This is a genomic window from Micromonospora sp. SCSIO 07396 (assembly GCF_053667945.1).
Genome location: NZ_CM132210.1, coordinates 4,623,516 through 4,644,814 on the forward strand (window position 1 = coordinate 4,623,516; position 21,299 = coordinate 4,644,814).

Annotated in this window: 17 protein-coding genes and 1 pseudogene; 6 read left to right on the forward strand and 12 right to left on the reverse strand. The window is 73.6% G+C overall.

Translation table 11 applies throughout. The features are described 5' to 3' along the window. Positions 1-118: 118 nt before the first annotated feature. On the reverse strand, positions 119-340 hold the full coding sequence (locus ACWCHM_RS19760; protein WP_204956986.1) for a helix-turn-helix transcriptional regulator: 222 nt from the start codon (positions 338-340) through the stop codon (positions 119-121). 225 nt (positions 341-565) lie between these two features. On the opposite strand from ACWCHM_RS19760, the gene ACWCHM_RS19765 reads away from it, so the two are divergent. The 3 genes from ACWCHM_RS19765 (at position 566) to ACWCHM_RS19775 (ending at position 2,449) form a co-directional block, all read left to right on the forward strand. Further along, on the forward strand, positions 566-1,888 hold the full coding sequence (locus tag ACWCHM_RS19765) for an IS701 family transposase (RefSeq protein WP_454219315.1): 1,323 nt from the start codon (positions 566-568) through the stop codon (positions 1,886-1,888). 136 nt (positions 1,889-2,024) lie between these two features. Continuing rightward, complete coding sequence (locus ACWCHM_RS19770; RefSeq protein WP_454219316.1) at positions 2,025-2,192, forward strand: hypothetical protein; 168 nt, start codon at positions 2,025-2,027, stop codon at positions 2,190-2,192. Beyond that, positions 2,189-2,449: a hypothetical protein gene (locus ACWCHM_RS19775; RefSeq protein ID WP_204956984.1), complete on the forward strand. Its 261-nt coding sequence runs from the start codon at positions 2,189-2,191 to the stop codon at positions 2,447-2,449. Before ACWCHM_RS19770 ends, ACWCHM_RS19775 begins: the two co-directional genes overlap by 4 nt. Here ACWCHM_RS19775 and ACWCHM_RS19780 read toward each other — a convergent pair. Beyond that, the gene (locus ACWCHM_RS19780; protein ID WP_454219317.1) at positions 2,439-3,779 is read right to left on the reverse strand and encodes an aminotransferase class I/II-fold pyridoxal phosphate-dependent enzyme; all 1,341 of its coding nucleotides are present in this window, start codon (positions 3,777-3,779) and stop codon (positions 2,439-2,441) included. The two genes, ACWCHM_RS19775 and ACWCHM_RS19780, sit on opposite strands and share 11 nt — an antisense overlap. 38 nt (positions 3,780-3,817) lie before the next feature. On the opposite strand from ACWCHM_RS19780, the gene ACWCHM_RS19785 reads away from it, so the two are divergent. Together ACWCHM_RS19785 and leuE are read left to right on the forward strand one after the other, a co-directional pair. Continuing rightward, a complete protein-coding gene (locus ACWCHM_RS19785; protein WP_454219318.1) occupies positions 3,818-5,191 on the forward strand; it encodes a bifunctional pyridoxamine 5'-phosphate oxidase family protein/GNAT family N-acetyltransferase in 1,374 nt (457 codons plus the stop codon). After that, complete coding sequence (leuE, locus tag ACWCHM_RS19790; protein WP_204956981.1) at positions 5,188-5,853, forward strand: leucine efflux protein LeuE; 666 nt, start codon at positions 5,188-5,190, stop codon at positions 5,851-5,853. Before ACWCHM_RS19785 ends, leuE begins: the two co-directional genes overlap by 4 nt. Before the next feature lie 74 nt (positions 5,854-5,927). Here leuE and ACWCHM_RS19795 read toward each other — a convergent pair whose 3' ends face one another. The 10 genes and pseudogenes from ACWCHM_RS19795 to ACWCHM_RS19840 form a co-directional block, all read right to left on the reverse strand. Further along, positions 5,928-6,857: a sporulation protein gene (locus tag ACWCHM_RS19795; RefSeq protein WP_421489063.1), complete on the reverse strand. Its 930-nt coding sequence runs from the start codon at positions 6,855-6,857 to the stop codon at positions 5,928-5,930. A gap of 180 nt (positions 6,858-7,037) precedes the next feature. Further along, positions 7,038-8,102 (reverse strand): hemolysin family protein, encoded by a 1,065-nt coding sequence (locus tag ACWCHM_RS19800; protein WP_454219320.1) that lies wholly within the window; start codon positions 8,100-8,102, stop codon positions 7,038-7,040. Between the two features lie 143 nt (positions 8,103-8,245). Continuing rightward, positions 8,246-9,598, reverse strand: a pseudogene (locus tag ACWCHM_RS19805) (hemolysin family protein); the annotation flags it as partial. A 161-nt stretch (positions 9,599-9,759) separates the two neighbouring features. Continuing rightward, positions 9,760-10,113, reverse strand: a complete 354-nt coding sequence (gene mnhG, locus ACWCHM_RS19810; protein WP_204956977.1) for a monovalent cation/H(+) antiporter subunit G — start codon at positions 10,111-10,113, stop codon at positions 9,760-9,762. A 154-nt stretch (positions 10,114-10,267) separates the two neighbouring features. Beyond that, complete coding sequence (locus ACWCHM_RS19815) at positions 10,268-10,531, reverse strand: monovalent cation/H+ antiporter complex subunit F (RefSeq protein ID WP_204923926.1); 264 nt, start codon at positions 10,529-10,531, stop codon at positions 10,268-10,270. Then, positions 10,528-11,112: a Na+/H+ antiporter subunit E gene (locus ACWCHM_RS19820; protein WP_204956976.1), complete on the reverse strand. Its 585-nt coding sequence runs from the start codon at positions 11,110-11,112 to the stop codon at positions 10,528-10,530. Before ACWCHM_RS19820 ends, ACWCHM_RS19815 begins: the two co-directional genes overlap by 4 nt. Beyond that, complete coding sequence (locus ACWCHM_RS19825) at positions 11,109-12,614, reverse strand: Na+/H+ antiporter subunit D (RefSeq protein ID WP_204956975.1); 1,506 nt, start codon at positions 12,612-12,614, stop codon at positions 11,109-11,111. The genes ACWCHM_RS19820 and ACWCHM_RS19825 overlap by 4 nt, the downstream gene beginning before the upstream one ends. Continuing rightward, positions 12,611-13,081: a Na(+)/H(+) antiporter subunit C gene (locus ACWCHM_RS19830; protein WP_281899650.1), complete on the reverse strand. Its 471-nt coding sequence runs from the start codon at positions 13,079-13,081 to the stop codon at positions 12,611-12,613. The genes ACWCHM_RS19825 and ACWCHM_RS19830 overlap by 4 nt, the downstream gene beginning before the upstream one ends. Then, entirely contained in the window at positions 13,078-15,912 is a 2,835-nt protein-coding gene (locus tag ACWCHM_RS19835; protein WP_454219322.1) for a Na+/H+ antiporter subunit A, read from the reverse strand. The genes ACWCHM_RS19830 and ACWCHM_RS19835 overlap by 4 nt, the downstream gene beginning before the upstream one ends. 107 nt (positions 15,913-16,019) lie before the next feature. Next, a complete protein-coding gene (locus ACWCHM_RS19840) occupies positions 16,020-16,397 on the reverse strand; it encodes a hypothetical protein (protein WP_281899653.1) in 378 nt (125 codons plus the stop codon). Positions 16,398-16,576: 179 nt separating this feature from the next. Here ACWCHM_RS19840 and ACWCHM_RS19845 point away from each other — a divergent pair, with 179 nt between their 5' ends. Then, positions 16,577-21,250, forward strand: a complete 4,674-nt coding sequence (locus tag ACWCHM_RS19845; protein ID WP_454219323.1) for an Lhr family helicase — start codon at positions 16,577-16,579, stop codon at positions 21,248-21,250. The last annotated feature ends 49 nt before the right edge of the window (positions 21,251-21,299 follow it).

Here is a 21,299-nt window from a genome sequence, read left to right on the forward strand (position 1 = left end):
TTCAGACCTCGCGCGTCTCACCAACACCTCAAGAGGCAACGAGATGCGCAAGACCACATGGCTCCAGAACCACCGAAACCATTGACGCACACCAACGACTTTCGACTGGAGCGTTCCGCTACAACTCCTCATCGACCTCGACCAGGTGAGGTCGCTTCTCAAGAATCCACGCCTCCACGTCGGATCTCAACCAGATCTGACCCATCTTGAGAATAGCGGCCGGCGGAGGAAAATCCCTGCGTCCGATCAGGATGTAGGCGCGCTGCCGTGAGATCCCCAGACGCTCCTGGATCTCGCCAGCTCCCCACACCTCCAACCGGGTTCCTCTGAGCAGAGCCATACCCACAATCTTAGATATGGGATGCGATGGCAACAAACCTTCTGTGCCCCGCTATTGCTGCCCGGAAAATCGTGCACCACGGAAGCCGCTGCCGCGACGCACTCGACTTTTCGCCAGCCCTAGTACGGCAGCCGCCGTTTGAGATGTTGCTGGTGGAGCCGGGTGGACGAGGTGCGGCCACCGCGTGATCATCTGTCTGCTGTGGACATAACTTCAGATCTGGCGGTGGCCGCGTGCCACAGGGTAGACCCTGCCCGGTGGCGGCAGGTCCTGGCCGGGGTGTGCGAGGCGTTCGCGGGACGGTTCGGGCGGGTCGAGCCGCGTCGGACGGCGGCGGCGTTCGTGTCGGGGCTGCTCTCGGATGTCGAGGTCAAGACGTGTTGGCAGTTGGCGGAACGGGCCGGGCATGCCCGGCCGGATGCGATGCAGCGGTTGTTGTCCCGGGCGGTGTGGGACGCCGATGAGGTCCGCGACGACGTGCGGGCGGTGGTCGTGGGCCGGTTCGGTGATCCGGACGCGGTGCTGGTCGTGGACGAGACCGGGGACCTGAAGAAGGGTGTGCACACGGTCGGGGTGCAACGCCAGTACACCGGCACCGCCGGCAGGATCGAGAACGCACAGGTGGGGGTGCTCTGCGGCTATGCCAGCCGGCATGGGCACACGCTGGTCGACCGCAGGGTCTACCTGCCGGTGTCCTGGACTGATGACCGGGTCCGCTGCCAGGCCGCCGGAGTCCCCGACACGATCGAGTTCGCCACCAAGCCTGACCTCGCCGCAGAGATGATCACCGCTGCCCTCGATGCCGGCGTCCCGGCCGGGTGGGCGGCTGCGGACGAGGCCTACGGCAACAGCAACGTCTTCCGCGCCCACCTGCGCGGACACCGCCTGGGCTACGTCCTGGCCGTGTCCCGCAGCCACCTGGTCCCCCTCGACAGCGGCAAGACCCGGGTTCGGGCTGACCGGGTCGCCGCCGAGCTACCGGCCTCGGCGTGGCAACGCCGCAGCGCCGGAGCCGGATCCAAAGGCCCACGCTTCTACGCATGGGCGTGGCTCGACGACGTCTGCGCCGATGCCGACCCCGACGACGGCGGCCACCACAGCCTCCTGATCCGCCGCAACACCACCACCGACGAGCTGGCCTTCTACCGCTGCTGGACCCCACAACCGGCCACCCTGGCCCAACTCGTGCGGGTCGCGGGCATCCGCTGGACGATCGAGGAGAGCTTCCAGGCCGCCAAGGGCCAGGTCGGTCTCGACCAGCACCAGGTCCGCCGCTGGGACTCCTGGCACCGGTTCACCACCCTTGCCCTGGCCGCCCTCGCCGTCCTGGCCATCTGCGCCGCCGACGCCGCCGACCACGACCCGGCCGACACCGGACTGATCAAGCTCACCATCAACGAGATCCGCCGGCTGATCAACGCCTGCGTCATCCGACCGATCCACCACCTCACCCATTGTCTGCGCTGGTCAGACTGGCGCCGCCGCCATCAAGCCCGAGCCCGACAAGCCCACTACACCCGACGCCTCAACCTCGAACACCAGCCATGATCCCGAACGGCGGCTGCCGTACTAGTGTCAGGAAGCGCGCATGTCTCGTCGGAAGTGGTTCCATCCGCCTGTTGAACCTGTCAACGTCGTACAACAGATCAGGCCCCGGCCCACGACCGCGACACCGTTCGCCGTGGTGATGGCCGGTTACGTCGTCGACTTCCACCACCGCAACGCCTGCTCCAGGTGCCGGCCGGACGGTTCGTGCGCCCGCCTCGCCGACGCGGGCGCGACGCTGCGCGCCTGGCGGGACCGGCGCGTCCAGCGGAAGCTGCGCGCCCGACGGGACCGGGACGGCCGGTGAGGGCTGGCGACCTGGTGTACGTGACCAGCGCCGCCAGCGTGCAGTTTCTCCGACCCATCCGGTTGCGGGTCATCCGGGTGCTCGACTGGCCCACGTACGACGGATGGGTCTGGTTGGAGGGCTACCAACTGGACGCAGCCGGCGACGCGGTCGCCCGCCGGAAGGTCTTCGTACGTCCGGCGGGGTTGACCGCGCCACCGGAACCGACCCCCGGGCAGCGGGGCGGGAGCGGGCCGACGGCGCGGGTCAGGCGGTGAAACCGACCGGGCCTGCGGGGCGGACCGCCGCCGCCACCGCGTCGGCCAGCGGCACGAGGTCGGCGTCGTCGAGCGCGCTGACCGTGATCCGCACGGCGGGCGGGCTGCCGAGCCGGGAAAGGCCACCTGGCGCGACCGACCAGCCGGCGTCGCGTAGCGCGGTGACCGTGGCGGTCTCGTCGGGCACCGGCAGCCAGACGTTGATGCCGCTGCGGCCGTGCCCCGCCACGCCCCGGTCGGCCAGCGCGGCGAGCAGCCCGCGACGGCGACGTTCGTAGGCGTCGGCGGCCCGGTCGACCAGGGCGGTGGTGGCCGGATCACGCCAGAGCGACAGGACGAGCCGTTGCAGGACGGTGGAGACCCAGCCGGCCCCCACCCTGGCCCGGCCGGCCACCCGGGACACCGTCACCTCGTCACCGGCCAGCACCGCCAGCCGCAGGTCGGGCCCGTAGGGCTTGCTGACCGAGCGGACGAACGCCCAGGTCGGGGTGGCCCCGGCCAGCGGGTGCACCGGCAGCCGGGAGAGCTCGGCGGCGTGGTCGTCCTCGATCAGCAGCAGGTCGGGGCGGCCGGCGAGCAGGGCCCGCAACTCCCCGGCCCGGCCGGCGGAGACGGCGGCGCCCGTCGGATTCTGCGCCCGGCTGGTCACCACCAGCGCCCGCACCCCGAGCGCGACCGCGTCGCGCACCCCGGACACGACGGGCCCCTCGTCGTCGACCGGGAAGCCGACCGGCCGCAACCCGAGCGCGGCGACCAGGTCGAGCAGGTTGGCCCAGCCCGGGTCCTCCAGGCCCACCGCGTCACCGGGGCGCAGGTGGGTGGCGAGCAGCCGTTCGATGCCGTCGAGCGCGCCCCCCGTGACGGTCAACTCGTCGGCGGGCACCCCGTCGGCGGCCAGCCGGGAGCGGGCGGCCTCGGCCAGGGCAGGGTGCACGCCGGTCGTGGCGTACCCGACGGGTGGGCCGACCGTGTCGGCGAGCGCGGCCAGGTGCGGGCCGAACGGCGGCAGCAGCCGGGGGTCGGGTTGCCCGTGGGACACGTCCCGGGTGCCGGGGGCGGGCGCGGGGGCGTGCGCGGCGCGGCGCGGGGCGACCGGCGGCCGGGGCCGCACCCGGGTGCCGTGCCGGCCGGCGGTGACCACCAGACCCCGCTGGCGCAGCTCCTGGTAGGCGCGCGCCACGGTGGCCGGGCTGACCGCCAACGCGGTGGCGAGGGCGCGGACGGGCGGCAGCGCGTCACCGGCGGCGAGCGCGCCGCTGCGGATGCCGGTTTCCACGCTCGCCGAAATCGCGGCGGACGTGGACCCGAGGATCTGATAATGTGCTGCCACAGTTCCAGGATCGTACTAGAACAAAGGCGGGATGTCACATGTACGCGCCGACCGCACGCACCACCGCCAGCCGCAGCCGGGACCGGATGAGCTACGACCGGGCCACCGCCCACGCGGTGCTCGACGAGGCCTACCACTGCGTGCTGGGGTTCGTGGTCGACGGTGAGCCGCGACTGCTGCCCACCCTGCACGTCCGCGTCGGTGACACCCTCTACCTGCACGGTTCCACCGGCAGCCGGCCGCTGCTCGCCGCCCGGGGCGACGCCGGGCTGCCGGTCTGCGTCACGGTGACCCTGCTCGACGGGCTGGTCTTCGGTCGTTCCCAGTTCCACCACAGCGCCAACTACCGCTCGGTCGTCGCCCACGGCACCGCCCACCTGGTGACCGACGAGGAGGACAAGCGCACGGTGCTCACCGCCCTGGTGGAGAAGGCCGCCGCCGGGCGGGCCGCCGACAGCCGCCCCCCGAGCCGGCGGGAGCTGGCCGAGACGGCCGTCCTGGCGCTGCCGCTGCGCGAGGTGTCGGTGCGGACCCGCACCGGCGGGGTCCGCGACGAGCCAGCCGACCTCGACCTGCCGTACTGGGCCGGGGTGGTGCCGCTGCGGCAGGTCGCCGGCCCGCCGGAGCCCGACGCCGGGGTGACCGCCCCGCTGCCGGCCTACCTCTCCGGCACCTCCGTGCGGGAGCCGGTCGGACCGGCACGCCCCGACCCGGCGCACGTCACCGGCCGGTCCGACACCGCCGGGCCCGCCGGGTCGGGGGCGGAGGTCACCGGGTCGTCCGGGCCGGGTTCCGCCGTCTCGCCGTGGTACGAGCCGGTGCCGCTGCGCGGCGCGCACGTGCTGCTGGAGCCGCTCACCCCGGCGCACGCCGACGACCTCTTCACCGCCACCGCCGAGCCGGAGGTCTGGGCCCACCTGAGCCACCCGACGCCCACCGACCCGGCCGCGATGCGGGCCGTCGTCGGCACCGCGCTGGACGCCCGGCGACGCGGCGAACGGGTGCCGTGGGTGCAGCGCTGCGCCCGCACCGGCGCGGTCATCGGATCGACCTCCTACTACGACCTCGACCCGGCGCGGCGCTGCGTCGCCATCGGGTACACCTGGCTCGGTCGGCCCTGGTGGGGCAGCGCCGTCAACACCGAGGCCAAGCTGTTGCTGCTCGGTCGGGCGTTCGACGACCTGGGGGCGGTGCGGGTGGTCTGGCAGACCGACATCCGCAACACCCGGTCGCAGGCCGCGATCGCCCGGCTCGGCGCGACCCGGGAGGGCGTGCTGCGGATGCACAGGCAGCGCCCGGACGGCTCCTGGCGGGACACCGTGCAGTACGCCATGACCGTCGACGAGTGGCCGAACGCACAGGCCAGGCTGCGGGAATGGCTTCGCCGTTCGGCACCGGCGGAGCGAGGATGACGGGCGTGCTGGGCATCACCGACATCTGGACGTACGTGTTGGGCACCGTAGCGATCATTCTGCTGCCGGGGCCGAACTCCCTCTTCGTGCTCTCCACCGCCGCCAAGCGCGGCGTGGCGACCGGCTACCGGGCGGCCGGCGGGGTCTTCCTCGGCGACTCGGTGCTGATGATCCTCTCCGCTGCCGGGGTGGCGTCGCTGCTCAAGGCGTACCCGCCGCTCTTCCTTGTGATCAAGTACGCCGGTGCGGCCTACCTGGGCTACGTCGGGCTGACCATGCTGCGGGGGGCCTGGCGACGGTGGCGTGACCGCCACGACCCCGCGACGCCCCGACTGATCGACGCCGCCGAGCCCGAGGCGCTGCGCAGCCCGTTCCGCAAGGCGCTGGTGATCAGCCTGCTCAACCCGAAGGCGATCCTCTTCTTCATCTCGTTCTTCATCCAGTTCGTCGACCCCGGCTACGCCTGGCCGGCGCTGTCGTTCCTGCTGCTCGGGCTGATCGCCCAGGTGACCAGCGCGCTCTACCTGACCGCGCTGATCTTCGCGGGCACCTTCCTGGCCGCCCAGTTCCGGCAGCGTCGCCGGTTGGCCGCCGGCGCCACCACCGGCGTCGGCATGCTCTTCCTGGGCTTCGGCATCAAGCTCGCCACCGCCTCGATCTGACCCCGCCCCTCACACGACACCGGGGACACCGGGACGACGCACCTGGCCCGCCGACACCGCTGCGGCCGGGCGGGTCAGGTGCCGTCACCACCCCCGCCCCCGCTGCCGATTCCTCCACTCCCGGCGGTGCCACCCAACCCGAAACCCGGGCGCACCGGTTCGTCAGGCTGTCGGCTGACGTGGGCCGACTCGGTGACCCGGGCCGACCAGTGCGCATCCGAGGCCGCCGCCGCGTGCCGGTCGATCGCCCTACGCAACCACCTGTCCACCACAGTTACCCAGTCCTGCTGGTCGGCACCGGTGTGCCAGACCCGGAACCGGCTGATGCTCTGGTGGCTGATCCCGGTCAACGACAGCCGCCGGTCCATCCAGAGCAGCACCTCCAAGCCGGCCGGGTTGGTCACGAAGATCAGCTCCAGTTCGGTGATCGGGCCGGCGTAGAGCGGGGCGACCCAGTAGCCGAGCCGCTGGTGCACCGGCAGGGTCTGCGCGACCCCCGGCAGCCGGCTCGACACCAGTCCCGCCTGCCGCAGCACGAAACCCAACGTGTCCAGCGCGGCGAGCACATGCTGCTGGGTGGGCAGCGGATGGATGAAGACCGGCACCATCGCACCCTGCTCCAGTTCCGGGTCCACCGACACCTCGGTACGCAGCCCGGTACGCATACTCATCACCGGCACCCCGCCGAAGATCGTCACCGGGGTCTCCCACGGCAGCGGCACGGCGAAGTCGATGGCCCGCCGCCGCCCCGCCGGTACGACGAACCGTCCCCCGACCGGCACCTGGTGGTACTGCACGAGGCGACGGGGTGAACGGGGGTCCTCCGGTTCGGCGGTCGCCACCAGACCCAGCCGTACGTGCCGGATCGGCACGTCCTGCGACCCGGCGCTGAGGGTCACCCGCCCCGGCAGCCGCAGCCCCGGGCGGGTGCTCGGATTGGTCAGGGTGGTACTCACCGACAACCCGGTCACACCGGACTCCCGGGACACACCGGTCAACCGCATGACCGTCCGGGTTCCCGCTGACCGGCCCGGCACTCCTCCACCCGAACACCCGACCGGGCGGAGCGGGGCGGGGCTTCTTCGACCAACGCGAGGGGGCGATGTAGCGGTGTCCATGCCACTGCGACACCACCACATCGCCCCTGTTGCGTCGATCCTGCGCAACGACGGTCGGTACGACCGTCAGCGCATCCGGCGGCCCCTCGGGATCGGGTCGGTCTCGTCGTCGAACTCGCCGATGACCTCTTCGAGGAGGTCCTCCAGCGCCACGAAACCGATCGGCCGGGTCGGGCCGCCGCCGTTGCGGACCAGCGCCAGCTGGGCCTGGTCGGCGCGCATCGCGGCGACCGCCTCGGTGACCGAGGAGGTGGCCGGCAGGGTGAACGACCTGGTCATCAGCTCGGCGGCGGTGGCCGTCCGGCCGGTGGTGACGGCCCGGACGGCCTCCCGTACGTGCACCAGACCGCACACCTCACCGCCGTCGTCGAGGACGGCGAGCCGGGACCTGCCGCTGTCCCGGCTGACCTGCTCGATCCGCTCGGCGGTGTCGGTGCGGTGGACCGTGACGATCTGGTCGAAGGGTTCCATCACCTGGGCGACGGTGGTGCCCTGCAACTCCAGCATGCTGGTCAGCATCTGGTGCTGTTCGGCACCGAGCAGCCCGTGCTCGCGGGACTGTTCGAGCAGGATGCGCAGTTCGTCCGGGCCGTGGACCTGGGCGAGCTGGTCCTGCTGCTGCACCCCGACCAGCCGCAGCATCGCGTTGGCCAGGGCGTTGAGCACGGACAGCACCGGGCGGGCGACCCGGGCGAAGGCCCGGAACGGCAGCGCCAGCAGGGTCGCCGAGCGCTCGGCATCGGTGATCGCCCACGACTTCGGGGCCATCTCGCCGACCACCAGGTGCAGGAACGTCACCAGCCCCAACGCGAAGACCAACGCGACGACGTGGCTGGCCGCCGCCGGCAGGCCGACGGCGTGCAGCAGCGGGCTGATCAGGTGTTCGATCGCCGGTTCGGCCAACGCACCCAGCCCCAGGGTGCACAGGGTGATGCCGAGCTGCGCGCCGGCCAGCATCAGGGAGAGTTCCCGTACCCCGTCCAGGGCGGCGCGGGCGGCCCGGCTGCCCGAGGCGGCGGTCTGTTCCAGCCGGTAGCGCTTGGCCGCGACCAGGGCGAACTCGGCGGCCACGAAGAAGCCGTTGAGGGCGAGCAGCAGCACCGACACCAGCAGTGCGACGGTGGGGCTCATGACCGCTCCTCCCGGCCCTGGGTGACGCGCGTGTCGGCACCGCCGGTGGCACGGGCGTTCGCGCCGCCGCGTCGGTCACCCCTGTTGCCGGTGGCGCGGGCGTTGGTGGCGCGGCGTTGGTCGCCCTCGCCGCCGATGGCCGGGGGTTCCCCGTCGGGGTTCTGGTCGCCGGCCAGGGTAAGCCGGACGGAGTCGGCCACGTGCCGGTCCACGGCGAGCACCTCGACCAGGGCCGTCGGCCGTTCCGCGGGCTCGTCGTGGTCGACCGGCAGGCTGATCTCCAGCCGGTCACCCACCTCGGGCACCCGGCCCAGCTCCCGCATGACCAACCCGGAGAGGGTGTCGTACTCGGGGGCCTCGGGCAGGGCGATGCCGGTGCTGTCGGCAACCTCGTCGATCCGCCAGCGCGCCGGCACCACCCAGGAGCCGTCGTCCTGCCGGATCGGGGCCGGCTCGGGCGGGTCGTCCTCGTCGCGGATCGGTCCGACGAGTTCCTCGGCGATGTCCTCCAGCGTGATCACGCCGGCGAAGCCGCCGTACTCGTCGACCACGCAGGCGAGCTGCCGGTGCCCGGACCGCAGCCGGTCCAGCACCGTGGGCAGCGGCAACGTCTCCGGCACCAGCAGCGGCGGTACGGCCACCGCGCTGACCGGGGTGGTAGCGCGCTCGGCCGGTGGCACCCCGAGCACGTCGGCGATGCCGACCACACCGACGAGGTCGTCGACGCCGTCGACGCCGCGTACCGGGAACCGGGAGTGACCGGTGTCGAGCAGCTCGACCACCCGGCTGACCGGTTCGTGCGACCGGATGGTGTGCACGTCGACCCGGGGCACCATGGCCTCCCCGGCGGTCAGCTCCCGGAAGTCGAGACCCCGGTCGAGCAGGTCGGACATCTCGGCGTCGAGGTGCCCCTCCTCCCGGGACTCGGCGATGATCTGTTCCAGGTCGGCCGGGGTGGCGCCGCTGGGCAGTTCCTCGATCGGTTCGATACCGACCCGGCGCAGCAGCCGGACGGCGGCCCGGTCGAAGAGGGTGATCAGCGGCCCGGCGATCTTCAGGTAGATCAGGGTGGACCGGCTCAGCGCCCGCGCCAGGGTCTCGGGGCGGGCGATGGCCAGGTTCTTGGGGGCGAGCTCACCGAGGACCATCTGCACGACGGTGGCGATGACCAGCGCCAACGCCACCGACAGCGGCAGGCTGACGCCGGTTGCGACGCCGACGCCGCCGAGCAGTTCGGCCAGCCCGGCACCGAGGTAGGGCTCGGCGGCGTAACCGACCAGCAGGGCGGTCACGGTGATGCCGAGCTGCGCACCGGAGAGCATGAACGACAGCCGTCCGGTGACCTCCAGGGCGCGGGCGGCCTTGGCGTCGCCGTCGTCGGCGAGCTGCTTGAGCTTGCCCCGGTCCACGGCGACGTAGCCGAACTCCTGCGCTACGAAGTAGCCGGTGGCGGCGGTGAGAACGATGATGAGTACGAGGCCGACGACGATCAACACGGGTCGCTCAGGGCTCCCGTGGACGTCGGGGCGGGGGATTGCCGGGCACGACCCGGCTGGCTACTGCTGCCCTCCTGGGCAGAGGAGTCGATCATGCCGCAATTCTATCGGCGGTTGCTGGACGCCCGCTGAGGGTGGGGACAAAGTTCCTGCTCATCCCACTATTCACCGGTCCGGGGTGGTTCCCCGGCCAGTTCGTCGACGTCGAGCAGGCTGCGGTCGACCCGGCCGGACCGGTAGGCGGCCCGACCGATCATCTGGGCGGCCACCGGGGCGGTGGCCAGCTGGAAGACCCCGACCAGGATGATCATGCCCAGGTCGGCGGCGGTACGCAGTCGCAGTACCAGCCCCAGCAGCAACAGCAGCACCCCGAGCACCTGTGGTTTGGTGGCGGCGTGCATCCGGTCCAGCACGTCCGGGAAGCGCAGCACACCGATCCCGGCGGCGAGGCTGAGCAGCGCCCCGGACACCAGGGCGACGGCGGCCAGCCAGTCGGTCACCGTACCCACGCTCATGCCCGCCCTCCCCCGGCCGGAACCGACGCGACCCGGCCGGGACCCGGGATCCGGAGTCGAGCCGGCGCGCGGCGTCGACCCGGCGCGCGGTCGCGGACCGGCAACCGGTCGCGGCCGGACCCGGAACGGCGGCCCGACCCCGGGGCGGGCGGGGTCACGGCTCCTCCCGGGCGGCGAAGCGGACCAGGGCGACCGAACCGACGAAGCCGAGCAGGGAGAGCACCACCAGCACCGGCAGCGTGGTGGCGTGCCGGTTCACCGCCGCCTCCGCGCCGACCGCGCCGAGCATGGTGGCGAGCAGCAGGTCGGCGGCGATGACCCGGTCCAGCAGCGACGGGCCCCGATAGATCCGGGCCAGCGCCAGCAGGGCGGTGGTCGACAGCAGCACGGTCAGGACGACGGCGAGGACGACGGTCACGGGGCCTCCGTGGGTTCGGTGGTGAGCTGCCGCAGCTCGGCGGCGGAGCCGACGGCCCGCACGATCCGTTCCTCGACGGCGAGGATGCGGTCCCTGCTGCCGGTCAGGTCGGCCGGGGACCGCACGTCGAGCACGTGCACGTAGAGGACGCCGGCGTCCCGGTCGACCTCGACGATCAGGGTGCCCGGCACCAGGGACAGCAACTCCGCGGTGAGCGCCAGGTTCAGGTCGGTGCGGACCCGCAGCCGCACCCCGATGATCGCGCCGCGCGGGCGGAAGCCGGGACGTACGGCGATGGCGGCGACGTGGATGCTGGCGCTGACCAGCTCGACGACGAAGACCCCGGCGAGCCGGAGCAGCGCCCGGGGCCGCAGCCGACCGCCGAAGGAGACCGGTGGGAGCGGGAAGAACACCAGCACCGCCCCGCTGACCAGCAGGCCGGCGAGCAGGTTGGCCGGGGAGAAGTTCCCCCAGAGCAGGTTCCAGACCACGACCAGCCAGCCGAGGGCGATCAGCTGGTCCCGGCGGCGTCCGGTGGGCGGGGGCGGTGTGCCGGCCCGGCGGCGCGTCCGGCCGGTCACGACGGGCCGCCGGGCAGCACGGCCCGTACGTACGGGGTCCGCAGCCGCAGGTCGACGGCGGCGTCGGCGGTGACCTGGAACAGCGGGCCGGCGGCGACGGTGAGCGCCAACCCCAGCACCACCAGCGCGGCGGTGGCCCCGATCATCAGCGCGGGCAGCCGGGTCACCGGGTCGGCGGTGGCGAGCTGCGGGGCACGCCAGAACGCGATGTTCCACACCCGGGAGGCGGCGTAGAGGGTGAGCAGGCTGGTCAGCGTGCCGGCGACGACCAGCACCCAGGGCAGCGCGCCGCCGTGCGCGACCCCGGCCTGGAGCAGACCGACCTTGCCGAGGAAGCCGGAGAACGGGGGGATGCCGGCCAGATTCATCGCTGGGACGAAATAGAGCACCGCCAGCAGCGGGGCGATCCGGGCCAGCCCGCCGAGCCGGCGCATGTCGGTGCTGCCGGCCCGCTCCTCGACCAGGCCGGCGACCAGGAACAGGGTGGTCTGGATGGTGATGTGGTGCACCACGTAGAAGATCGCGCCGGAGAGCGCGGCGGTGGTGCCCAACGCCACCCCGAAGATCATGTAGCCGATGTGGCTGACCAGGGTGAACGAGAAGAGCCGCTTCATGTCCGACTGGGCGACCGCGCCGAGCACGCCGACCACCATGGTCAGTCCGGCCGCCACCATCAGCAGGGTCGATGCCTCCCCGCCGGGGAAGAGCAGCGTCTCGGTCCGGATGATCGCGTAGACGCCGACCTTGGTGAGCAGGCCGGCGAAGACGGCGGTGACCGGCGCCGGGGCGGTCGGGTAGCTGTCCGGCAGCCAGGCGGACAGCGGGAACAGCGCCGCCTTGATGCCGAAGGCGAGCAGCAGCGTCAACTGCAACGCCAGCCGTACGCCGTCGGGCAGCGCGTCGAGCCGGCCGGCGAGCTGCGCCAGGTTGAGGGTGCCGGTGGCCGCGTACACCAGTCCCACCGCGGTCAGGAAGATCATCGAGGAGAGGATGCTGACCACCACGTACGTCGAGCCGGTGCGGATGCGGGCCTCGGTACCGCCCAGGGTGATCAGCACGAAGCTCGCCGCGAGCAGGATCTCGAAGCCGACGAAGAGGTTGAACAGGTCACCGGCGAGGAACGCGTTGGTGATCCCGGCGGTCAGCACCAGGTAGGTGGGGTGGTAGATGCTCACCGGCGCGGACTCGCTGGTCTCGGCACGGCCCTGGCCGATGGAGTAGAGCAGCACGCAGAGCGTGACCGCCGACGAGACCACCAGCATCAACGCGGCGAGTTGGTCGGCGACCAGCACGATGCCGACCGGCGCGGGCCAGCCGCCCACCTCGGTCACCACCGGCCCGTCCCGGTGGGCCCGGACCAGCAGCAGCACCGCGACCACCAGGTTGGTGGCGAGGGCGACCACGCTCACGGTGCGCTGCAACCGGGGCCGGTTGACCAGGATCAGGGTGAGGGCGGCCCCGAGCAGCGGCACCACCACCGGCAGCGGCACCAGGCGGTTCACCGGATGCCGCCCGGTCGGCGGGGCGGTTCCGGGTCCACCTGCTCGGGGTCGTCGCCCGGCCCCTCGCCGCCGAGGTCGGCGTTGGGTACCTCGTTACGGGCGGCGAGCGCGACGATCTGCTGGTCCTCCACGTCGTCCTGGACCTCGTCGTCGCCGCCGAGATACCAGCTCCGGTACGCCACGGCGGCGAGGAAGGCGGTCAGCCCGAAGGTGATCACGATGGCGGTGAGCACCATGGCCTGCGGCAGCGCGTCGCTCATCGCGTCGTCCGGGCCGGCGCCCACCACCGGCGCACCGCCGGAGCGGCCACCGACCAGGATGAGCAGGTTCACCCCGTTGCCGAGCAGGATGACGCCGAGCAGGATGCGGGTGAGGCTGCGCTCCAGCAGCAGGGTCACCCCGGTGGCGGTGAGCACGCCCACGGCGATCACCAGCACCAGCGTCGGGCCCGTCCCACCGTCCCTCACCGCCGGTCCCCCTCGTGGTCGACGACGAGCCCCCGGTCGGACTTGCCGGCCGCCTCGATGTGCCTGTCGATCTCGGCGCCGAGGCTGCGCAGGATGTCCAGCATCAGCCCCACCACGATCAGGTAGACGCCGATGTCGAAGAAGAGCGAGGTGACCAGGTACGGCCCGCCGAGGCCGGGCAGCGGCAGGTCGACCCGGGTGCTCGCGAGCACGGTGCCGGTGGTCAGCAGGGAGACCACGCCGCCACCGACGGCGATCGCCAGGCCCGCGCCGAGAACCGTGCCCGCCCCGACCGGGGCCGCCTCGGCCAGTTCGTACCGGCCACCGGCGAGGTAGCGCACGGCCAGCGCCAGGCTCGCCACCAGGCCACCGGCGAAGCCGCCGCCGGGCGCGTTGTGGCCGGAGAAGAGCAGGAACAGCGAGAAGAGCACGATCGTGTGGAACAGCAGCCGGGTCACCACCTCGAAGACGATGGACCGGCGGCGCGCGTGCAGGGTGGTCCCGCCGCGCAGCCACACCGCCCGGTCGCCGTGGCCGGCGGTGGCGGGTTCCACCCGACGCGGTCGCGGCCCGGTGCGGGACCGTTCGAAGATCAGGCTGGCCACCCCGGTGGCGGCCACCACCAGCACCGACAGTTCACCCATGGTGTCCCAGGCCCGGATGTCCACCAGGGTCACGTTGACCACGTTGCGGCCGTGGCCCTCGGCGACGGCGAGCGCCGGGAAGGCGGTCGAGATGGACACGGCGGTCCGGGCCCCGGAGGCGACCAGCGCCAGTCCGGCCAGCATCACGCCCACGGCGACGCCGAGCACCCGGCGGGCCCACCGGCTGCGGCGCAGCGGCCGGGCCGAGAACCGTTCCGGCAACCGGCGCAGCACCAGCACGAACACGGCGATGGTGGCGGTCTCCACCAGGAACTGGGTCAGCGCCAGGTCGGGTGCCCCGTAGAGGACGAACAGCATGGCGGTGCCGTAGCCGGTCACCCCGACCAGCAGCATCGCGGTCAGCCGCCGTCGGGCGTTGACCGCGAAGAGCGCCGCGACCCCGATGACCAGCCCCACCACCAGTTGCAGCGGGCTGTCCCAGACCGCGATCCGGGTCCGCCAGGGGCTGGTGCTGAGCAGGGCAGCACCCGGCACCAGCACCAGGGCCAGCAGGACGGTGCCCAGGTACAGCGGCAGCGAGCCCCGCTGGGTGGCCCCGGTGACCTCGATGGCGAGCCGGTCGAACCGGTGGGTGGCCCACTCGTACCCCTGGTTGCCGGTGAACGGCAGCTTCCACCGGGCCAGCGCCGGGGCGAGCGGGCCGCGGACCGCGTGCAGCACGGCCCCGCCGGCCAGCGCCAGCACGGACAGGCCGAGGGCGGGGGTCAGGCCGTGCCAGAGGGCGAGCGTGTCGTGCGGCGGGCCGAAGAGTTCCGCGTACGGGTCGAGCAGGCCGTTCAGTGCGGCGGCGGCCGGGCCGGCGACCAGCCCGGCGACCGCGAGCAGGGCGGGTGGGGCGAGCATCGGCAGCGGTACCGGTTCCGGTGTGGTCTCGGCGGTGCCGGGGCGGGTGGCGAACGCGCCCCAGAGGAAGCGGATGCTGTAGGCGACGGTGAGCGCGGTGCCCAGGACCAGCCCGGCGAGCACCACCGGGCGGGCGGTCAGGGCGGCGAAGACCGCCTCCTTGGCGACGAAGCCGAGCAGCGGCGGCACGCCCGCCATCGAGGCGGCGGCGAGCGTGGCGACCACCGCCAACGCCGGGGCCCGGCGGCCGAGACCGGAGAGTTCCCGCAGGTCACGGGTGCCTACATCGTGGTCGATGATGCCGACGACGAGGAACAGCGCCGCCTTGAACAGGGCGTGGGCGAGCAGCATCGCCACCCCGGCGAGCGCGGCGTCCGCGTTGCCCGTGCCGATCGTCACGGTCAGCAGGCCGAGTTGGCTGACCGTGCCGTAGGCCAGTAGCAGTTTCAGGTCGCACTGGCGCAGCGCCGCCCAGCCGCCGGCGAGCATGGTGACCAGGCCGAGGGTGAGCAGCACCGGCCGCCACGGGCCGGTGTCGGCGAGCACCGGGGCGAGCAGGCCGATCAGGTAGACGCCGGCCTTGACCATCGCCGCCGCGTGCAGGTAGGCGCTGACCGGGGTGGGTGCGGCCATCGCCACCGGCAGCCAGCCGTTGAACGGCACGATCGCCGATTTGGCCAGCGCGCCGGTCAGGATGAGCAGCACCGCCGCGACCAGCGTCCCGCCGCCGGGCAGGGGCGCGGCGGCGATCTCCGACCAGCGGTAGCTGCCGGCGTGCCCGCCGAGGATCAGGAAGCCGAGCAGCATGGCCAGCCCGCCGAGGGTGGTGACCGTGAGCGCCTGGGCCGCCGCCCACCGGCTGGAGCGGCGCTCGGTGCTGTGCCCGATGAGCAGGTAGGAGAAGACGGTGGTGAGTTCCCAGAAGACGTAGAGCAGCAGCAGGTCGTCGGCGAGGACCAGGCCGAGCATCGCTCCGGCGAAGGCGACCAGCACCGCGACGAACCGGGGCAGGCCCGCCGCGCCGGGGGCGAAGTACCGGCCGCAGTAGACCAGGACGAGCGCGCCGACCCCGCCGACCAGCAGGGTCATCAGCCAGGACAGCGTCGTCATCCGCAACGCCACGTCGAGGTCCAGCTGGCCGATCCAGCGGTACGTCTCGACGACCGCACCGCCGTCGTGGACCGCCGGGGTGCGGGTCAGCGCCCAGCCGAGGGCGGCGGCGGGCACCAGCGCCAGCGGGTAGCAGGCGCGCGGGCCCCACCAGCGGACCAGCAGCGGCGCGACGAGCGCCGCCACCAGATGGAGGAGCAGCAGTACGAGCACGCGTCCTCCCCGTCGAACTGGCGGCGCGCGCCGGGCGAGTTGTCCGGCCAGCACCGATCACACGCCAGTTCTACCCACTATGGGGCGTTTTCGGGGAAATAGTCCGATCAGCCGGGTGGAGTGTCCGCGCCGGGGAGCGCGGGGGTCAGCGCGCGCCGGGACTCGACGAGCAGGTCGGGGCGGCCGAGCTGGAGGGCGACCTTGTCGACCACCCGCTGGGCGACGGCGAGCGAACGCACCGGCAGCATCGTGCCGCGGCTCTCCCGGCGGAGCACGAAATAGTGCACGGCGACCCGCACCTGACCCCGGTCGGCGGCGCTGGCCTGGGCGGTGGAGACGACTAACTCCCGCAGACTGTCGGCGAGGCGCTCGGCGAGCGCCAACTCGGGGCCGCGCAGACTGGTCCGCAGGGCGGTGAGGTGACCTTCGACCTTGCGGATGAGCACGTCGGTGCCGGGCGTCGGGCCACGCTCCTCGACGAACATCCGATTCCTTTCACCTGGTGCGGCGCTCCGGGAGAAGTTACTTTATGTTGTGGGCCACAAGCAAGCAGTTAAGTAAGACTTAAACCGCAAAACGTACAATAGGCGTGCAATTTTCTCTTAGCCGGGCAGAACGTCAGTGGTTCCGGCGTAATGTCACACCACCGGGGCAGGATGGGGGCGTGACGGGGCGGCGGGGCGCGACGGGCGGGGCGGGGGTCCCGGCCGGTTTCGGCCCGGCCACCCGGGAGTGGTTCACCGCCGCCTTCGCCGCCCCCACCGCAGCCCAGACCGGCGCGTGGCGCTCGATCGCCGCCGGCCGCAACGCTCTGGTGGTCGCGCCCACCGGCTCGGGCAAGACCCTCGCGGCGTTCCTCTGGTCGCTCGACCGGCTGGCCGACGCGCCACCCCCGGCCGACGCCCGACACCGCTGCCGGGTGCTCTACGTCAGCCCGCTCAAGGCGCTCGCGGTCGACGTCGAACGCAACCTCCGCGCCCCGCTCGCCGGCATCCGGCAGGCCGCCACCCGGCTCGGGGTGGCACCGCCCGACATCACCGTCGGGATGCGTACCGGCGACACCCCCGCCGACGAACGGCGGGCCTTCGCCCGCACCCCGCCCGACATCCTCATCACCACCCCCGAATCACTGTTTTTGCTGCTCACCTCCGCCGCCAGGGAATCACTGCGCGGTGTCGAGACGGTCATCCTCGACGAGGTGCACGCCGTCGCCGGCACCAAGCGCGGCGCCCACCTGGCGCTCTCCCTGGAACGCCTCGACGGGCTGCTGGCCCGGCCCGCCCAGCGGATCGGCCTGTCCGCCACCGTCCGGCCGATCGACGCCTGCGCCCGTTTCCTCGGCGGCGCCCGCCCGGTCGACGTGGTCCAGCCGGCCACCCCCAAGACGATCGAGGTGAGCGTCCAGGTCCCGGTGGAGGACATGACCCGGCTCGACGAGACCGAGCAGCCGCCGGACGACGCCCTCGGCGGCCCCGGCCCCCGCCGGGCGTCCATCTGGCCGGCCGTCGAGGAACGGGTCTTCGCGCTGATCCGGGCGCACCGCTCGACCATCGTGTTCACCAACTCGCGGCGCAGCGCCGAGCGGCTCTGCGCCCGGCTCAACGAGCTGGCCACCGAGGAACGGGAAGCCGCCGGAGCCACCCCGCCCGCCGGTGCGGGCGACGGGCCGGGCGGGGCGGACAACGGGCCGGGCGAAGCAGACGGGCCGGGCGGGGCGCAGCGCTGGGGCGGCCCGGTGGGACCGCTGCGCACGCCCCGTCCCCCGGCCGAGGCGATGGCCCAGTCAGGCACGGCCGCCGGCGCGGAGGCGGTGATCGCCCGCGCCCACCACGGCAGCGTCTCCCGGGAGGAACGCAAGCAGATCGAGGAGGCGCTCAAGTCCGGCCGGCTGCCCGCCGTGGTCGCCACCTCCAGCCTGGAGTTGGGCATCGACATGGGCGCGGTCGACCTGGTGGTGCAGATCGAGGCCCCACCCAGCGTCGCGGCCGGGCTGCAACGGGTCGGCCGCGCCGGGCACCAGGTGGGCGCGGTGTCCCGGGGCGTGGTCTTCCCCAAGCACCGGGGCGACCTGCTCTCCTGCACGGTGGTCGCCGAGCGGATGGCGGCCGGCGCGATCGAGGAGCTGCACTACCCGCGCAACCCGCTCGACGTGCTCGCCCAGCAGATCGTCGCCATGGTCGCCCTCGAACCCTGGTCGCTCGGCGACCTGGCGGTGCTGGTCCGCCGGGCCGCGCCCTTCGCCGAGCTGCCCGACTCGGCGTTGCACGCGGTGCTCGACATGCTCTCCGGCCGCTACCCGTCGACCGCCTTCGCCGAGCTGCGGCCCCGGCTGGTCTGGGACCGGGCCACCGACGTGCTCACCGGCCGACCCGGGGCCCAGCGCCTCGCCGTCACCAGCGGCGGCACCATCCCCGACCGGGGCCTGTTCGGGGTCTTCCTGGCCGGGGCGGAACGCGCCGCGCGGGTCGGCGAGCTGGACGAGGAGATGGTCTACGAGTCCCGGGTCGGCGACGTCTTCCTGCTCGGCTCGTCGTCCTGGCGGATCGAGGAGATCACTCCCGACCGGGTGCTGGTCTCCCCCGCGCCCGGCCAGGCGGCCCGGATGCCCTTCTGGAAGGGCGACCAGCTGGGCCGGCCGGTCGAGCTGGGCCGGGCCATCGGCAGCCGGGTCCGGGCGTTGCTGCGCCAGGACGACGCCGCCGCCCGCGCCGCGTTGCGCGCCGGTGGCCTGGACGACTGGGCGGCCGACAACCTGCTGGCCTACCTGCGGGAACAGCAGGCCGCCACCCGCTCGCTACCCGACGACCGTACGGTGTTGGTGGAGCGGTTCCGCGACGAGTTGGGCGACTGGCGGCTGGCCGTGCACAGCGTGCTCGGGGCCCGGGTCAACGGCCCGTGGGCGTTGGCGATCGGCCGCCGGCTGGCCGAACGCTACGGGGTGGACGCCCAGGTGATGCCCTCCGACGACGGGATCGTGGTGCGGCTGCCGGACACCGCCGACGAGCCGCCCGGGGCCGACGTGGTGGTGTTCGAGCCCGACGAGATCGCCCAGCTGGTCGAGGATTCGGTGGGCACCTCCGCGCTGTTCGCCGCCCGGTTCCGCGAGTGCGCCGCCCGGTCGCTGCTGCTGCCCCGGCGTGACCCGCGCCGCCGGCAACCGCTGTGGCAGCAACGCCAACGCGCCGCCCAGCTCCTCGACGTGGCCCGCGAGTACGCCGACTTCCCGGTCACCCTGGAGGCCGCCCGGGAGTGCCTGCAGGACGTCTTCGACCAGCCCGCCCTGGCCGAGCTGATGCGCGACCTGGCCAGCCGGAAGGTCCGCCTGGTCGAGATCGAGAGCGAACGCCCGTCGCCGTTCGCCAGGTCGCTGCTCTTCGGCTACGTGGGCGCGTTCCTCTACGAGGGGGACGCCCCGCTGGCCGAGCGCCGGGCCGCCGCGCTGGCGCTGGACTCGGCGCTGCTCGGTGAGCTGCTCGGCCGGGTCGACCTGCGCGAGCTGCTCGATCCGGCGGTGCTCGCCGAGACCGGGCGGCAGTTGCGCTGGCGCACCGAGCAACGTCGCCCCCGCGACGCCGAGGACGTGGTCGAACTGCTCCGGGTCGTCGGCGACCTGACCGGGGCGGAGCTGGCCGAGCGGGGCGTACCGCCGGAGTGGCTGACCGAGCTGGCGGCGGCCCGCCGGGTGCTGCGGGTCCGCATCGCCGGCGAGGACCGCTGGGTGGGCATCGAGGACGCGGCCCGGCTGCGCGACGCGCTCGGGGTGGCGCTGCCGGTCGGGGTGGCCGAGGCGTACCTGACACCGGTGGCCGACCCGCTCGGCGACCTGGTCGCCCGGTACGCCCGCACCCACGGGCCGTTCGCCGCCGCCACCTGCGCCGCCCGGTTCGGGCTCGGGGTGTTCGTGGTGGAGCAGGCGCTGCGCCGGCTCGCCGCGACCGGAAGGGTGGTCTCCGGCGAGTTCGCCCCGGACAGCGTCGGCACCCAGTGGTGCGACGCCGAGGTGCTGCGGTTGCTGCGCCGCCGGTCGCTCGCCGCGCTGCGCCGGGAGATCGAGCCGGTGCCGCCCCGGGTGCTCGCCGCTTTCCTGCCCCGCTGGCAGCAGATCGGCTCGTCGGCGCGCGGGGTGGAGGCGGTGGCCGCCGCCGTCGAGCAGTTGCAGGGTACGGCGGTGCCGGCGTCGGCGTGGGAACGGCTGGTGCTGCCCGCCCGGGTCGCCGACTACTCCCCCGCCCAGCTCGACGAGCTGTGCGCCGGTGGGGAGGTGCTCTGGGCCGGCTCGGGGGCGATCTCCGGCGGCGACGGTTGGCTCACCCTGGCGTACGCGGACGTCGCGCCGCTGCTGCTCCCCCCGCCGGACGACGGCTTCGCCGGCACCCCGCTGCACGACGCCGTGCTGGACGCGCTCGGCGACGGTCAGGCGCTGTTCTTCCGTTCGCTCGCCGACCGGGTCGGCTGCACCGACGACGCCGCCCTCAGCGCGGCGATCTGGGATCTGGTCTGGGCGGGGCGGCTCACCAACGACACGCTGGCCCCGCTGCGGGCGGCGCTCGGCGCGGGTGGGGCGCACCGGTCCCGTCCAGCGGCCCCCCGGACCCGTTACCGCCGCCCGGGTCGGGTGGCACTGCCCAGCCGGGGTGGTCCGCCCACGGTGGCCGGGCGCTGGTCGCGCCTGCCGGAGCGGGACACCGACCCGACCCGGCGGGCCGCCGCCCTGGCCGATCTGCTGCTCGACCGGCACGGGGTGGTGACCCGGGGCGCGGTGGTGGCCGAGCAGGTGGTCGGGGGGTTCGCCGCCGTCTACCCGGTGCTCGCCGCACTGGAGGAACGGGGCGCGGCCCGGCGCGGCTACTTCGTGGAAGGGCTGGGGGCGGCGCAGTTCGCGGTGCCCGGGGCGGTGGACCGGTTACGGGCGTTGGCCGAGCCGACCGACTCCGGGCGGGGCGGCGGTCCGGCCACGGTGCTCGCCGCCACCGACCCGGCCAACCCGTACGGTGCGGCGCTGCCCTGGCCGGAGCGGGCCGTCGACTCCGGTGACGGCACCGCCCCGGGCAGCGGGCACCGGGCCGGGCGCAAGGCCGGGGCGGTGGTGGTGCTGGTCGGCGGCGAGCTGGCCCTCTACGTCGAGCGGGGCGGCCGGACGATCCTCTCCTTCACCGACGACGGCGACGCGTTGGCCGCCGCCGGCAAGGCGCTCGCCGACGCGGTGCACTCCGGCGCGTTGGGGGCGATGTCGGTGGAGCGTGCCGACGGCGGGTCGGTGCACTCCTCGCCGCTGCACGACGCGCTCACCGCCGCCGGTTTCCGGGCCACCCCCCGGGGCCTGCGGCTGCGCGGCTGACCGGGCGGGCCGCCCCGCGTCGCCGGCCGGGTCACCCCGACCGGCGGCG